This window comes from Rathayibacter sp. AY1E2 (assembly GCF_002932325.1).
GTDB lineage: Bacteria > Actinomycetota > Actinomycetes > Actinomycetales > Microbacteriaceae > Rathayibacter.
Genome location: NZ_PSVO01000001.1, coordinates 1 through 13,693, shown reverse-complemented (window position 1 = coordinate 13,693; position 13,693 = coordinate 1). Strand labels below are relative to the sequence as shown.

The following is a 13,693-nucleotide window of genomic DNA, read 5'->3' as shown; positions in this document are numbered from 1 at the left end:
AGCGTCCTCCGCGTCCGCCCGGCCGAGCACGCTCCCGCTCCGGAGGGGTCAGGCGTCTCCGGACGCCGCCTCGAGGGGCCGGCGGCGGCGGAGGAGCTGGACGAACATGGCGTCGGTGCCGTGCCGGTGCGGCCAGAGCTGCACGTGGAGGGGGCCGTCCGGCAGCGGGAGCGGGTCCGCCGTCACCGCGCGCAGCACGGCCGGCGTGTCGACGAGCTCGAGCTCGTGCCGCTCCTGCGCGAGGGCGAGCACGCGCCGGGTCTCGCCGAGGTGCGGCGAGCAGGTCACGTAGGCCAGCAGGCCGTCGGGAGCGAGAGCCCTCACCGCGGAGTCGAGCAGCTCGCCCTGGAGTGCGGCCAGCGGCTCCACGTCGGCCGCGGACTTGCGCCAGCGCGCCTCGGGCCGACGCCGCAGCGCACCGAGACCGGTGCACGGCGCGTCGAGGAGGATGCGGTCGAACGATCCCGGCTGCTCGTCGCCCAGGTCGCGCCCGTCGCCGGTGCGCACCTCGACCGACGGGTCGACGGCGGCCAGCGCCTGCCGCACCAGGCCCGCGCGGCCCGGGACCACCTCGTTGGCGAGCAGCGCCGCCCCTCCTGCGCGCGCCTCCGCCGCGAGCAGCGCCGCCTTGCCGCCGGGTCCCGCGCACAGGTCGAGCCAGCGCTCGCCCGGGCGGACCGGCCGTGCCCGGGAGAGCGCCAGAGCGGCGAGCTGGGAGCCCTCGTCCTGCACGCGCACGCGGCCCTCGTGCACCGCGGGGAACGCCTCCGGGTCGCCGCCGGTGCTGGTCATGCCGACCGGCGAGAACCGGTCGGGTTCGGCGTCGGCGATCTCGCCGGGAGACGCCAGGCCCGGCAGAGCCACCAGGTTCACCCGCGGAGCCGCGTTGTCGGCGGCGAGCAGCGCGTCGAGTTCGTCGGCCGCCCCCTCCGCCGCCAACGCCCGTCGCAGGGCGCGCACGATCCACACGGGGTGGGAGCTCAGCGCAGCGATCCGGTCGTCCCCGGAGACCGCGGCCGCGGAGACCCGCTCGCGCCACTCGCCGGCGCTCGAGCGCGAGACCGCGCGCAGCACGGCGTTGGCGAAGGCCACCGCTCCCCGCGAGGAGCCGGCCGCGACGAGCGCGACGCTCTCGTTCACCGCGGCGTGCGGGGCCACGCGGGTCGCGAGCAGCTGGTGCACGCCCAGGCGCAGCGCGTCGAGCACGGGCGCATCGATGCTCTCGACGGACCGGCCGGCCGCGAGGGCGATCACGCGGTCGTAGTAGCCGGACATCCGCAGGGTGCCGTAGCAGAGCTCGGTGGCCAGTCCCGCGTCGGCGGGCGAGAGGCCGGCGGCGCTGATCCGCGCGGGCAGGACCAGGTTGGCGTAGGCGTCCGACCCGCTCACCGCGAGCAGGACGTCGTAGGCGACCCGGCGGGCGGGAGCGGCCTCGCGCCGGGCGCTCACGCGAGCACCGTGCTCTCGCGCAGGCCGCGGGCCCAGGCGGCGCCGGCCATCGGGGTCCTGCCGGCGGGCTGGACGGTGACCAGCTCCACCGCTCCGTCCGCGGTGCCGACGAGGGCGCGCCCCGAGTCGAGGCGGACGACGCCGGGAGCGAGGTCCCCCTCGGCCGCGCGGACCGCGAGCACCTTGAGGCGCGCGTCCCCCACCGCGGTCGAGGCTCCGGGCTCGGGAGTCGTTCCGCGCACGAGCGCGAGGACCCGCGCGGTCGGGAGGCTCCAGTCGATCCGGCCGTCGGCGGCGTCGAGCTTGGGAGCGGGGGTCGCCTCTCCGGTCTGCGGAGTCGCGACGGCCGTGCCCTCCTCCAGCGCGTCGACCACGCCGAGGGTGAGGCCGGCGCCGCTCCCGGCCAGCTCCGTCAGCAGCTCGCCCGCGGTGCGCTCCCCCGCGTCGACGGCGAGCTCGGCGTACACGTCACCGGCGTCGAGCTCGGCGACCAGCTGGAAGACGCTCGCGCCGATCCGCGTGTCGCCCGCCATCAGCGCCCGCTGGACGGGAGCCGCCCCGCGCCAGCGCGGCAGCAGGGAGAAGTGCAGGTTGATCCAGCCCAGGCGCGGCACCGCCAGCAGGCGCTGCCGGACGAGGCCGCCGTAGGCCACGATCACGCCGAGGTCGGGGGCGAGCTCCGCGATCCGGTCGGTCACGTCCTCGTCGAGGCGGTTCGCCCGGATCACCGGGATCCCCAGCTCCTCGGCCGCGACGGCGACCGGCGAGGGGGTGAGCACGCGCTTGCGGCCCACCGGGGCGTCCTCCCGGGTGACCACGGCGACGACCTCGTGCGCGGAGGCGGCGAGGTCGCGGAGGGTCGGAACGGCGGCGGCGGGCGTGCCGGCGAAGACGAGGCGCACGGGGGTCTCCTGGGGAGTCAGAGGATGTCGGGGTCGTCGAGACGGACCCGGAGCCGGGGGGCCGGCCGGAAGCGGCCGGGCGTGGTCGGCGGGCGACGACGGCGCGTGGCGTTGCGGATCACGGCGGAGCGGAGGCGCGCGGCCACATCCGCACCGCGAGCGTAGTCGAACCGGACGATCGCCCGGACGGAGCCGTCCTCGAGCCCGACAGGACCGAGGACCTCGTGCCGGTCGTCCTCGTCGAGCGCGTCGAGCGCCTCCTCCACCGCGTGCGCGTCGCCGCTCACCGTGGCCAGGCGCACCGCGGGCGGGAAGCGCAGAGCGCGCCGCTCCTGGAGCTCGGCCCGGAGGTACTCGGCCTGCCGCCAGGTCGCCAGGGCGGTCGCGAGCCGGCCGCCGACCCCGACCAGGAGGACCGGCGCGCCCGGGCGGGCCAGCGCCGCGGCGTTCGACCAGGTGCGGAGCGCGTCGTCGGCGACCCGCAGACTCTCGCGGGCCAGCATCCGCTCGCCGTCCAGCAGCAGGACGGCGTGGTAGCCGCCGTCGGCCCGCGGCTCCGCCCCGCGCGTGGCCACGACGAGCGCGGGCTCGTCGGGAAGGGTGAGCACGGGGCGCTGCCCGTCGGCGACGATCACCTTGGCACCCGGGAAGGCGCGTCCGAGCTCCTCCGCGGTGCGGCCCGCGCCGAGGGAGACGAGGCGCAGAGCCGTCGCCTCGCAGATGGAGCAGGTCCAGTCGGCCGCGATCAGGCCGCACCAGCCGCAGCTCGGCCGCCCGCCCTCGGAGTGCACGCCGAGCGGACCCTGGCAGCGGTTGCAGCGTGCGACGGTCCGGCAGCGGGCGCAGGCGACCACCGGCGCGTAGCCGGGGCGCGCGACCTGGACGAGCACGGGACCGGAGTCGAGGGCCTTCCGCGCCTCCCGCCAGGCGGAGGAGGGGATGCGCGCTGCCGCGTCGTGCTCGTCGGCCGCCCACTGCTGGGCGGTCGGCACGACGTGCGGGCGGCGGCTCGGCCGCGGCTCCACCTCGGTCGCGAAGCCGATCTCGACGAGCCGCTCGACCTCGACCGTGCGCGTGTTGCCGAGCAGGACGAGGCCGGCGCCGCTCTGCTCCTGCCGCACCAGGGCGACGTCGCGGGCGTGCGCGTAGGGCGCGAGCGGCTCGGCGAAGAGCGGATCGCCGTCGTCCCAGAGCGCGATCAGGCCGAGGGCGGAGGAGGGCGCGTAGAGGACGGAGCGGTTGCCGACGACGACCCGCGGCCCGGGATCGAGGCAGCGGACGAAGGCGGAGTAGCGCTCGGCGCCCTTCTGCCGCGCATCGAGGCGCACCACCGCCTCCGCGGGGACGAGGGCGGCGAGAGCGAGCTCCAGCTGCTCCTGGTCGCGGTAGTCGGGGACGGCCAGGATCGCGTCGCGGCCCGCGGCGAGCGTGTCCCGGGCGAGCTCGGCGAGCGTGACGGCCCAGCCGCCGACCCACGCGCCCGAGTCGAGCCTCACCGGAGCCGGCACGGCGCCGACCGCCAGCCGGGCCCCTTCGGCGAGTCCCGCGAAGGAGGCGTCGGGGTAGCCCGTCACGCCGCCCGCCTCGACCGCGGGCGCCGCAGGAGCGGGACCCGCGGCGAGTCGCGCCTTCTCGACGCGGACGTGGCGGCGCGGCACGGCCAGGCGCAGCACGTCGCTCGCGCCTCCGGAGGCGCGGTCGGCCACCCGGCGGGCGAGGGCCCAGACCTCCGGGGTCAGCACGACGAGCGGCGAGACCAGCTCCTCGATGCCGCTGAGCGCTCCGGCGTGCTCGGTCCCCTCCCCCGTCTCGACGACGAACGCGTCGGCGATCCGGCCTCCGGTCCGCAACGGCACCCGCACGCGCACGCCGGGGACCACCTCGCCGCGCAGCGCCTCCGGCACCGCGTAGTCCAGGAGCCGGTCGAGCTGCGGGAGGGGCGAGTCCAGGAGCACGCGCGCGACGGCTCCGCTCGTCGCCATCGCCGCCGCGCCCGCTACGAGAGGCCCGCGGCGGAGCGCAGGTCGTCGACCCGGTCGAGGCGCTCCCAGGTGAAGTCGGGGAGCTCCCGGCCGAAGTGGCCGTAGGCCGCGGTCTGCGCGTAGATCGGGCGGAGCAGGTCGAGTGCGTGGATGATCGCGGCCGGGCGCAGGTCGAAGACCGAGCGGATCGCCTCGGTGATCGTCTCGTCGGAGACGGTGCCGGTGCCGAAGGTCTCGACGTAGAGGCCGACCGGGGCCGCCTTGCCGATGGCGTAGGCGACCTGCACCTCCAGCCGCGAGGCGAGCCCCGCGGCGACCGCGTTCTTGGCGACCCACCGCATGGCGTAGGCGGCCGAGCGGTCCACCTTCGACGGGTCCTTGCCCGAGAACGCGCCGCCGCCGTGGCGGGACGCTCCGCCGTAGGTGTCGACGATGATCTTGCGGCCGGTGAGCCCGGCGTCGCCCTGAGGGCCGCCGATCTCGAAGCGGCCGGTCGGGTTGATCAGCAGGCGCACGGCGGAGGAGTCGAGGTCGACCGTCTCGAGGACGGGGCGGATGACGTGCGCCGCGATGTCCGCGTGGATCGTCTCGGTGCTGACGTGCTCGGCGTGCTGGGTGGACAGGACGACGGTGTCGATGGTGGACGGCGTCGTGCCGTCGTAGCCGATGGTGACCTGGGTCTTGCCGTCGGGTCGGAGGTAGTCGAGCTCGCCCGACTTGCGGACGGCGGCCAGGCGCTCGGCGAGGCGGTGCGAGAGCCAGCTCGGGAGCGGCATGTACTCGGGGGTCTCGTCGGTCGCGAAGCCGAACATCAGGCCCTGGTCGCCCGCGCCCTGGCGGTCGAAGGCGTCCTCGCCCGCCTCGGAGGAGCGGACCTCGAGCGCCGTGTCGACGCCGGCCGCGATCTCGGGCGACTGCTGGCCGATCGAGACCGAGACGCCGCAGGAGCGGCCGTCGAAGCCCTTCTCCGAGGAGTCGTAGCCGATCTCGACGATCGTGTCGCGCACGATCTTGGGGATCTCGACGTAGCCGCTCGTGGAGACCTCGCCCGCGACGTGCACGAGCCCCGTCGTGACCAGCGTCTCGACGGCGACCCGGCTGCGCGGGTCCTCGCGGAGCAGGGCGTCGAGGATGCGGTCCGAGATCTGGTCGCAGATCTTGTCCGGGTGGCCCTCGGTGACGGACTCGGAGGTGAACAGGCGGAGGGGACCGGAGGTCATGCTTCTCTTCTCGTCCCGGCTCGTGCGGACCGGGGTCGTTCGTACCGGGAGTGGCCTGGCGGGCGCGATGCCGGGCGGCAGGCGATCGGCGCCTGGGCGGGCGGACCGGCGGGGCTAGCGCACGACCGCGTCGAGGACGCGATCGGCCACCTCCGCCTTGCTGCCCGAGGCCTCGCCAACTATATCGCCGGCCCGATCGAGGACCACGACGGCGTTGCTGTCGCTCTGGAAACCCTCGGCCCAGCCCACCCTGTTGAGGACGAGCAGGTCGCAGCCCTTGCGGGCGATCTTGGCGCGGCCGAGCGCGAGCATCGCGTCCCGGTCCGGCTCGGTCTCCGCGGCGAAGCCGACGACGATCTGCCCCTCCCGCCGGGAGGCGGAGATCTCGGCGAGGACGTCCGGGTTCTTGACGAGCTCGAGGACGAGACGGTCGCCCTGCTGCTCCTTCTTGATCTTCGCGTCGGCGACCGCGGCGGGCCGGTAGTCGGCGACGGCCGCGGCCATGATCACGACGTCCGCGCCGGTGGCCGCGGCGAGGGCGGCCTCGCGCAGCTCGAGCGCGGTGCCCACCGGGAGGACCGTGACGCCCTCCGGCGCCGGCACGTCGAGGTTCGCGGCAAGGAGGGTGACCTCCGCGCCCCGGGCCGCAGCGGCCAGCGCGAGCGCGACGCCCTGCCTGCCGCTGGAGCGGTTGCCGACGAAGCGCACCGGGTCGAGGGGCTCGCGGGTGCCGCCGGCGGTCACGAGGACGCGCACGCCCGCGAGGTCGCGGCGGGCGGAGGCGGAGCGGGCGTGGACGGCGAGGGCCTCCGCCACGATCGTCTCGGGCTCCTCCATGCGGCCGGGGCCCGAGTCGGCGCCGGTGAGGCGGCCGACCGCGGGGCCGACGACGTGCACGCCGCGGGAGCGGAGCACCGCCATGTTCGCGACGGTGGCGGCGTTCGCCCACATCTCGGTGTGCATCGCGGGGGCGACCACGAGCGGGGCGGTGCTCGCGAGCACCGTGTTGCCGAGCAGGTCGTCGGCGAGGCCGGCGGCGAGCTTGGCGAGCGTGTGCGCCGTCGCGGGCGCGATCACGATGAGGTCGGCGGCCTGGCCGATGGCCACGTGCCGGACCTCGGCGACGCCCTCGTAGAGCTCGGTGTGCACCGGGTTCCGCGAGATGGCCTCGAGGGTGGGCTTGCCGACGAAGCGCAGCGCGGCCTCGGTCGCGACGACGTGCACGTCGTGCTCCGCGAGGACCAGCGCGCGGACGACTCCGACGGCCTTGTACGCGGCGATGCCGCCGGTGATGCCGACGACGACGTTGAGCCGTCGGCCGGCCTCGAGAGAGGAGCCCACCCGGAGGGGACTACTCGGCGAGGGGCTTGGCGACGAGCTTGTCCTCGTTGATCTCGTGCAGTGCGACCGAGAGGGGCTTGTCGTCGATGGTGGAGTCGACCAGCGGGCCGACGTTGTCGAACAGGCTGCCCTCGTGGAGGTCGGCGTAGTAGTCGTTGATCTGGCGGGCGCGCTTGGAGGCGAAGATCACCAGCGCGTACTTGGAGTCGACCTTCGAGAGGAGCTCGTCGATGGGCGGGTCGATGATGCCGAGGTTGTTGGCCATGGGTGTCTCCTTGCAGGCGCATCAGCGCCGATCTGCGGCTCCGGAGCAACACGGCGCGCGGGCTCCGAGGGGCGTGTGCCCGGTGGGACCCGGGGCGTCGGCCCGGAGGTGGTCGGTGGCCCGGTGTCAGCGGCCCGGGTCAGCGGGCGCGCCGTCGGCACGAGGCGACATCAATTCTACGACCTCGCGGGCCGCTTCGGGCACGGTGCTGTTGACGACGGCGAAATCGAACTCGTCCTGCGCGGCCAGCTCCACCTTCGCGGTGGCCAGGCGGCGCTCCTGCTCCTCCGCGCTCTCGGTGCCGCGGCCGACCAGGCGGCGGACCAGCTCGTCCCAGCTCGGCGGCAGGAGGAAGACCAGCCGCGCGTCCGGCATCCGCTCGCGCACCTGGCGGGCACCCTGGATGTCGATCTCGAGCATCACCTGGCGGCCCTGCTCCAGTGCGGCGTCGATGGGGCCGCGGGGCGTCCCGTAGCGGTGCGCGTTGTGGACGACGGCGTACTCGAGGAACTCCCCCGCCGCGACCATCCGGTCGAACTCGGCGTCGTCGACGAAGTAGTAGCTGACGCCGTCCACCTCGCCCGGACGCGGGGCCCGGGTGGTGGCCGAGACCGAGAGCAGGACGTCCGGGTAGTTCTCGCGGATGTAGGTCGACACGGTGCCCTTGCCAACCGCAGTCGGACCGGCGAGGACGAGCAGGCGGTTGCGGCCGGGGCGGCGCTGCCGCGACTCCCGCTCCTCGAGGAACGACGCCAGGCCCTCGACCTGGCGCCGGCCGAGGCCGCCGAGGCGCTTCGACTCGGCGATCCGCAGCTGGTCCATCACCCGGGGCGTCTTCACCACGCCGAGTGCGGGCACCGCGCGGAGCAACTCGCTGACGCGCATCCGCCCCTCGACTCCGAGAGGCTCGGCCTGGGCCGCCGCGAGCACGGCGGTCGCGGGGCGGCGTCCGGCGGCGACGGCCTTCTTGACGGCGGCGCGGGCACGGCGCGCCGCGATCGCGGCCTCGGAGGCGGCGCGCCGGTCGACCTCGGGCGGCGAGGGACGGCGCACGGCCTCCGGGCGCGAGGAGGCGCCGGGATCGGGGCTGACGGTTTCAGCGGACAAGGGTCTCCTGGATGTCGGTCGCGCGGCGGGTGATCTCGGCCGCGATCCCCGAGGGGCCGGCGCCGAGCACGCTGCGCGACTCACTGACGATGGTGGCGGCGCTCAGCGCGCCGAACAGCCGCTGCGCGTCCGCGACGGCTGCGCCCTGGTGGCCGAAGCCGGGCGCGAGCACCGGGAGTGCGGGGTGCAGCGGCTCGTCGATGCCGATGCCGAAGTCGCCCAGGGCGACAGTGGCGCCGAGCACCACGCCGACCGAGCCGATCGACGCGCGAGCGTGAGCGTCGTTCCAGGATGCCACGTCCGCCACGACCGCGCGTGCCACGGTGGATCCCGCCCGGCCGCCGTCCTGCACGAGGGCGCGCTGCACGGGGCGGGCCTCGGGGTTGGAGGTGGCTGCGAGGACGAACACGCCCTTGCCCGCCTCCTCGGCGAGGGTCAGCATCCCCTCGAGGGAGCCGAGCCCCTGGTAGGCCGCCGCGGTCATGGCGTCCGCCTCGAGCGACGAGCCGGGCCGGAGCCACGCCTCGGCGTAGGCGGTGACGCTCGTGCCGATGTCGCCGCGCTTGACGTCGGCGATCACCAGCAGTCCGGCCTCGCGCGCGTCGGCGAGCACGCGCTCGAGCGCGGCGTAGCCCGCCGAGCCGTGCCGCTCGAAGAACGCGATCTGCGGCTTCACCACGCCCACACGGCCGGCCGCCGCCTCGACGACCGTTCGGCCGAAGCTCTCGAGCCCGGCCGCGTCGTCGGCGAGGCCCCACGCGTCGAGCAGGTACGCGTGCGGGTCGATTCCGACGCAGAGCCGGCCGTGCGCGGCGAACGCCGCCTCGAGGCGCGAGCCGAAGGAGGCGGTGCCCGCCGCGCCGCCGCTCACGCGGTGCGCTCCGCGCGGCGCAGGGCGTAGTCCTGCAGGCTCGTCACCTCGAAGGGCTCGTTCGCCGCGTCGAGCGAGGCGACCGCCGCCGCGAGCTGGGCGATCGTGGTGAACAGCGGCTTGTCCGCGGCGACCGCGGCCGCGCGGATCTCGTAGCCGTCGGCGCGGGTCGCTCCTCCGCTGGGCGTGTTGATCACCACGTCGACCTCGTCGCGGGCGATCAGCTCGACGATGGAGGGCGCGTCGCCCTCGGCGGTCTCGCTGTACTTGCGGACCACGCGGGCCTGGATCCCGTTGCGGTTCAGCACCTCGGCCGTGCCTTCGGTCGCGAGGATGTCGAAGCCGAGCTGGCGCAGGCGCAGCGCGGGCAGGACGATCGAGCGCTTGTCGCGGTCGGCGACCGAGATGAAGACGGTCCCGCTCGCCGGCATGCCTCCGTACGCGGCGTCCTGGCTCTTCGCGAAGGCGCGCGGGAAGTCGCGGTCGATCCCCATGACCTCGCCGGTGGAGCGCATCTCGGGCCCGAGCAGCGAGTCGACGATCTGGCCCTCCTTGGTGCGGAAGCGCTTGAACGGCAGGACCGCCTCCTTCACCGCGATGGGAGAGTCCATCGGGACGTCGGAGCCGTCGCGCTCGGGCAGCAGGCCCTCGGCCTTCAGCGCGGCGATGGTCTCGCCCACCATCAGGCGCGACGCGGCCTTCGCGAGCGGGATGCCCAGCGCCTTCGACACGAACGGCACGGTGCGCGAGGCCCGGGGGTTCGCCTCGAGCACATAGAGCACGCCCTGGCCGATCGCGAACTGGACGTTCAGCAGTCCTCGGACGCCGACGCCCTGCGCGATCGCGAGGGTCGCCTCCCGCACCTGGCCGATCTGGCGGCGGCCGAGCGTCACCGGCGGGAGCGTGCACGCCGAGTCGCCGGAGTGGATGCCGGCCTCCTCGATGTGCTCCATCACTCCTCCGATGTAGAGCTGCTCGCCGTCGAAGAGCGCGTCGACGTCGATCTCGATCGCGTCGTCGAGGAAGCGGTCCACCAGCAGCGGGTGCGCCTCGTCGATGATCCCCTCGCCGGCCATCCGCTCGAAGTAGTCCTCGAGCTGGGGCGTGCCGTAGACGATCTCCATGCCGCGCCCGCCGAGGACGAACGACGGACGGACGAGGACCGGGTAGCCGATCTCCACCGCGACCTCGCGGGCGCCGTCGAGGTCGGTCGCGGTGCCGTTGCGCGGAGCGAGAAGCCCCGCCTCGTCGAGGATCCGCGAGAACGCGCCGCGCTCCTCCGCGAGGTCGATGTTCGCGGGGGTAGTGCCGAGGATGGGCACGCCGGCCGCCTCGAGGCCCGCGGCGAGCCCGAGCGCCGTCTGGCCGCCCAGCTGCACGACGACGCCGACGAGCTCGCCGGACTGCGACTCCGCGTGGATGACCTCGAGCACGTCCTCGAGAGTCAGCGGCTCGAAGTAGAGGCGGTCCGAGGTGTCGTAGTCGGTCGAGACCGTCTCGGGGTTGCAGTTGATCATGATCGTCTCGAAGCCCGCGTCCGAGAGCGCGAACGAGGCGTGCACGCAGGAGTAGTCGAACTCGACCCCCTGGCCGATGCGGTTGGGACCGGAGCCCAGGATGACGACCTTGCGGCGGTCGGCGGCGACGACCTCCGTCTCCTCGTCGTACGAGGAGTAGTGGTACGGCGTGAGCGCCGGGAACTCGCCCGCGCAGGTGTCGACGGTCTTGTAGACCGGGCGCACGTCCAGCGCGTAGCGGGTGCGGCGGACCTCCGCCTCGTCGAGACCGCGGAGCTCGGCGATCTGCGCGTCCGAGAAGCCGTGGTCCTTCGCCAGGCGGAGGAGTCCGGCGTCGAGGCCGTCGTGCTCGTGCACCAGGTCGGCGATCTCGTTGATCAGAACGATCTGGTCGAGGAACCAGGGGTCGATCTTCGTGGACTCGAACGCCTGCTCGACCGTGGCTCCCAGGCGCAGCGCCTGCTGCACGGTGACGATGCGGCCATCGGTCGGGGTCCTCGCGATCTCGAGGAGCTCCTCGACCGAGCGCTCCTGCGCCCCCCAGTGGAACGACGAGCCGCGCTTCTCGAGCGAGCGGAGCGCCTTCTGCAGCGCCTGCGCGTAGTTGCGGCCGATCGCCATCGCCTCGCCCACCGACTTCATGGTCGTGGTCAGCGTCTTGTCGGCGGCCGGGAACTTCTCGAACGCGAACCGCGGGACCTTCACGACCACGTAGTCCAGCGTCGGCTCGAAGCTCGCCGGCGTCACCTTGGTGATGTCGTTCGGGATCTCGTCCAGGCGGTAGCCGATGGCGAGCTTCGCGGCGATCTTGGCGATCGGGAAGCCGGTCGCCTTGGAGGCGAGGGCGGAGGAGCGGGAGACGCGCGGGTTCATCTCGATCACGATGATCCGGCCGTCCGCCGGGTCGATCGCGAACTGGATGTTGCAGCCGCCGGTGTCCACGCCAACGTCGCGGATGATCCGGATGCCGATGTCGCGCAGCTTCTGGTACTCGCGGTCGGTGAGGGTCAGCGCCGGTGCGACGGTGATCGAGTCGCCCGTGTGCACGCCGACGGGGTCGACGTTCTCGATCGAGCAGACGACGACCGTGTTGTCGGCCGTGTCGCGCATGAGCTCGAGCTCGTACTCCTTCCAGCCGAGGATCGACTCCTCCAGGAGAACCTCGGTGGTGGGGCTCTGGTGCAGGCCGTCGCCGACCATCCGCACCAGCTCCTCGCGGGTGTAGGCGAAGCCGGAGCCCAGGCCGCCCATGGTGAACGACGGGCGGATGACGAGGGGGTAGCCCAGGTCCTCGGCGTACTCGATCGCCTCGTCGACGGTGTGCGCGATGTAGGACTTCGCGACGTCGGCGCCCGCGTCCAGCACCAGCTGCTTGAAGATCTGGCGGTCCTCGCCGCGGTTGATCGCCTCGAAGCTCGCGCCGATGAGCTCGACGCCGTACTTCTCGAGGATCCCGAGGTCGTGCAGCTGGATGGCCGCGTTCAGGGCCGTCTGCCCGCCGAGGGTCGGCAGGATCGCGTCCGGCTTCTCCTTGGCGATGATCGCCTCGATCGCCTTGGGCGTGATCGGCTCCACGTAGGTGGCGTCGGCGAAGTCGGGGTCGGTCATGATCGTCGCCGGGTTGGAGTTGACGAGGATCACGCGCACCCCCTCGGCGCGCAGCACGCGGCAGGCCTGGGTGCCGGAGTAGTCGAACTCGACGGCCTGTCCGATGACGATCGGGCCGGAGCCGATGACCAGGACGCTCTGGATGTCTTCCCTGCGCGGCATTACTTCTGCTCTCCGATGCTGCTGGTCGTGGGGATGTCGGTGGGCTCCGAGGCCCCGCGCCCGGCCGTGCGCTGCACGACCATCTCGCGGAAGCGGTCGAAGAGGTGGTTGGAGTCGTGCGGGCCGGCCGCCGCCTCCGGGTGGTACTGCACCGAGAAGGCGGGGATGTCGAGGCAGCGCAGGCCCTCGACGACCGAGTCGTTGAGGGAGTAGTGGCTGACCTCGACGCGGCCGAAGCCCTCGGGCGAGTCCAGCTCGCCCTCGATCGGCGCGTCCACGGCGAACCCGTGGTTCTGCGAGGTGATCTCCACGCGACCGGTGAGCTTGTCGAGCACGGGCTGGTTGATCCCGCGGTGGCCGAACGGGAGCTTGTAGGTGCCGAAGCCGAGAGCGCGCCCCAGCAGCTGGTTGCCGAAGCAGATGCCGAAGAACGGCAGGTCGGCGCGCAGGGTGGTGCGCAGCAGCTCGACGTGGCGGTCCGAGGCCTCGGGGTCGCCGGGGCCGTTGGAGAAGAAGAGCGCGGACGGGTCGAGCGCGAGCACCTGCTCGGCGGTCACCGACTCGGGCAGCACGTGGACGTCGAAGCCGCGCTCCGCGAGGTAGTCGACCGTCGAGGTCTTCACCCCCAGGTCGATGACCGCGACCGAGCCGACGCGCTCGCCGCGGGCGGGCACCGTGTACTGCTCGTCGGTCGAGACCGAGGAGGACAGGTTGAGCCCCTGCATCTGCCGGCCGCCGAGGACCAGCGCGAGCTGCTCCTCCTCGGGGAGGGCGAGGTCCTCGCCGGAGAACACGCCGGCGCGCATCGAGCCGGCCGAGCGGATGTGGCGGGTGATCGCCCGGGTGTCGACGCCGGAGATCCCGACGATGCCGTCGGTCTCCAGGTCGTCGCCGAGGGAGCGCTGCGCGCGGAAGTTGGAGACGACGCGGGAGGGGTCGCGGACGACGTAGCCGGCGACCCAGATGCGGCGCGACTCCATGTCCTCGTCGTTGGTCCCGGTGTTGCCGATGTGGGGCGCGGTCTGCACGACGATCTGGCCGGCGTAGCTCGGGTCGGTCAGCGTCTCCTGGTACCCGGTCATGCCGGTGGCGAAGACGATCTCGCCCAGGGTGCGGCCTCGGGCGCCGTAGGCCTGTCCCCGGAATCGTCGTCCGTCCTCGAGGACGAGGACGGCGGTGGGTTCGGTGCTGAGGCGTGTCGTTGGCACGGACTAGGAGCCCTTCTGGGTCGTGTCGGGGCCGCCGTCGGCGACTCCGGGGTGGGAGGGG

The 13,693-nt window shown here is 73.9% G+C and carries 10 protein-coding genes; all 10 read right to left on the bottom strand.

Annotation, left to right across the window (positions count from 1 at the left end; translation table 11 throughout):
• Nucleotides 1-48: 48 nt before the first annotated feature.
• The 10 genes from C5C49_RS00050 to carA all read right to left on the bottom strand — a co-directional run bounded on the left by C5C49_RS00050 (nt 49) and on the right by carA (nt 13,632).
• Nucleotides 49-1,449, bottom strand: a complete 1,401-nt coding sequence (locus C5C49_RS00050) for an RsmB/NOP family class I SAM-dependent RNA methyltransferase (protein WP_104257837.1) — start codon at nt 1,447-1,449, stop codon at nt 49-51.
• A complete protein-coding gene (locus tag C5C49_RS16805; protein ID WP_104250384.1) occupies nt 1,446-2,351 on the bottom strand; it encodes a methionyl-tRNA formyltransferase in 906 nt (301 codons plus the stop codon). Before C5C49_RS16805 ends, C5C49_RS00050 begins: the two co-directional genes overlap by 4 nt.
• Nucleotides 2,352-2,368: 17 nt before the next feature.
• Entirely contained in the window at nt 2,369-4,333 is a 1,965-nt protein-coding gene (locus C5C49_RS00040) for a hypothetical protein (RefSeq protein WP_104345128.1), read from the bottom strand.
• A 14-nt stretch (nt 4,334-4,347) separates the two neighbouring features.
• Complete coding sequence (gene metK / locus C5C49_RS00035; RefSeq protein WP_104257840.1) at nt 4,348-5,553, bottom strand: methionine adenosyltransferase; 1,206 nt, start codon at nt 5,551-5,553, stop codon at nt 4,348-4,350.
• A gap of 114 nt (nt 5,554-5,667) precedes the next feature.
• Nucleotides 5,668-6,894, bottom strand: a complete 1,227-nt coding sequence (coaBC, locus tag C5C49_RS00030; protein WP_104345127.1) for a bifunctional phosphopantothenoylcysteine decarboxylase/phosphopantothenate--cysteine ligase CoaBC — start codon at nt 6,892-6,894, stop codon at nt 5,668-5,670.
• 10 nt (nt 6,895-6,904) lie between these two features.
• Nucleotides 6,905-7,159 carry a DNA-directed RNA polymerase subunit omega gene (gene rpoZ, locus C5C49_RS00025; RefSeq protein ID WP_104221835.1) on the bottom strand — a complete coding sequence of 85 codons (255 nt, stop codon included), beginning with the start codon at nt 7,157-7,159 and terminating at the stop codon, nt 6,905-6,907.
• A gap of 126 nt (nt 7,160-7,285) precedes the next feature.
• Entirely contained in the window at nt 7,286-8,212 is a 927-nt protein-coding gene (gmk, locus tag C5C49_RS00020; protein ID WP_104354723.1) for a guanylate kinase, read from the bottom strand.
• Nucleotides 8,213-8,255: 43 nt separating this feature from the next.
• Nucleotides 8,256-9,137: an orotidine-5'-phosphate decarboxylase gene (pyrF, locus tag C5C49_RS00015; protein WP_104345126.1), complete on the bottom strand. Its 882-nt coding sequence runs from the start codon at nt 9,135-9,137 to the stop codon at nt 8,256-8,258.
• Nucleotides 9,134-12,424, bottom strand: a complete 3,291-nt coding sequence (gene carB, locus C5C49_RS00010; RefSeq protein WP_104345125.1) for a carbamoyl-phosphate synthase large subunit — start codon at nt 12,422-12,424, stop codon at nt 9,134-9,136. The genes pyrF and carB overlap by 4 nt, the downstream gene beginning before the upstream one ends.
• Nucleotides 12,424-13,632 carry a glutamine-hydrolyzing carbamoyl-phosphate synthase small subunit gene (gene carA, locus C5C49_RS00005; RefSeq protein ID WP_104250389.1) on the bottom strand — a complete coding sequence of 403 codons (1,209 nt, stop codon included), beginning with the start codon at nt 13,630-13,632 and terminating at the stop codon, nt 12,424-12,426. The genes carB and carA overlap by 1 nt, the downstream gene beginning before the upstream one ends.
• Nucleotides 13,633-13,693: the final 61 nt, after the last annotated feature.

Bases quoted from the DNA above. Each gene is read 5' to 3' on its own strand.
- metK (WP_104257840.1), bottom strand. From the start codon at position 5,553: ATGACCTCCGGTCCCCTCCGCCTGTTCACCTCCGAGTCCGTCACCGAG.
- rpoZ (WP_104221835.1), bottom strand. From the start codon at position 7,159: ATGGCCAACAACCTCGGCATCATCGACCCGCCCATCGACGAGCTCCTC.
- carB (WP_104345125.1), bottom strand. From the start codon at position 12,424: ATGCCGCGCAGGGAAGACATCCAGAGCGTCCTGGTCATCGGCTCCGGC.
- C5C49_RS00040 (WP_104345128.1), bottom strand. From the start codon at position 4,333: ATGGCGACGAGCGGAGCCGTCGCGCGCGTGCTCCTGGACTCGCCCCTC.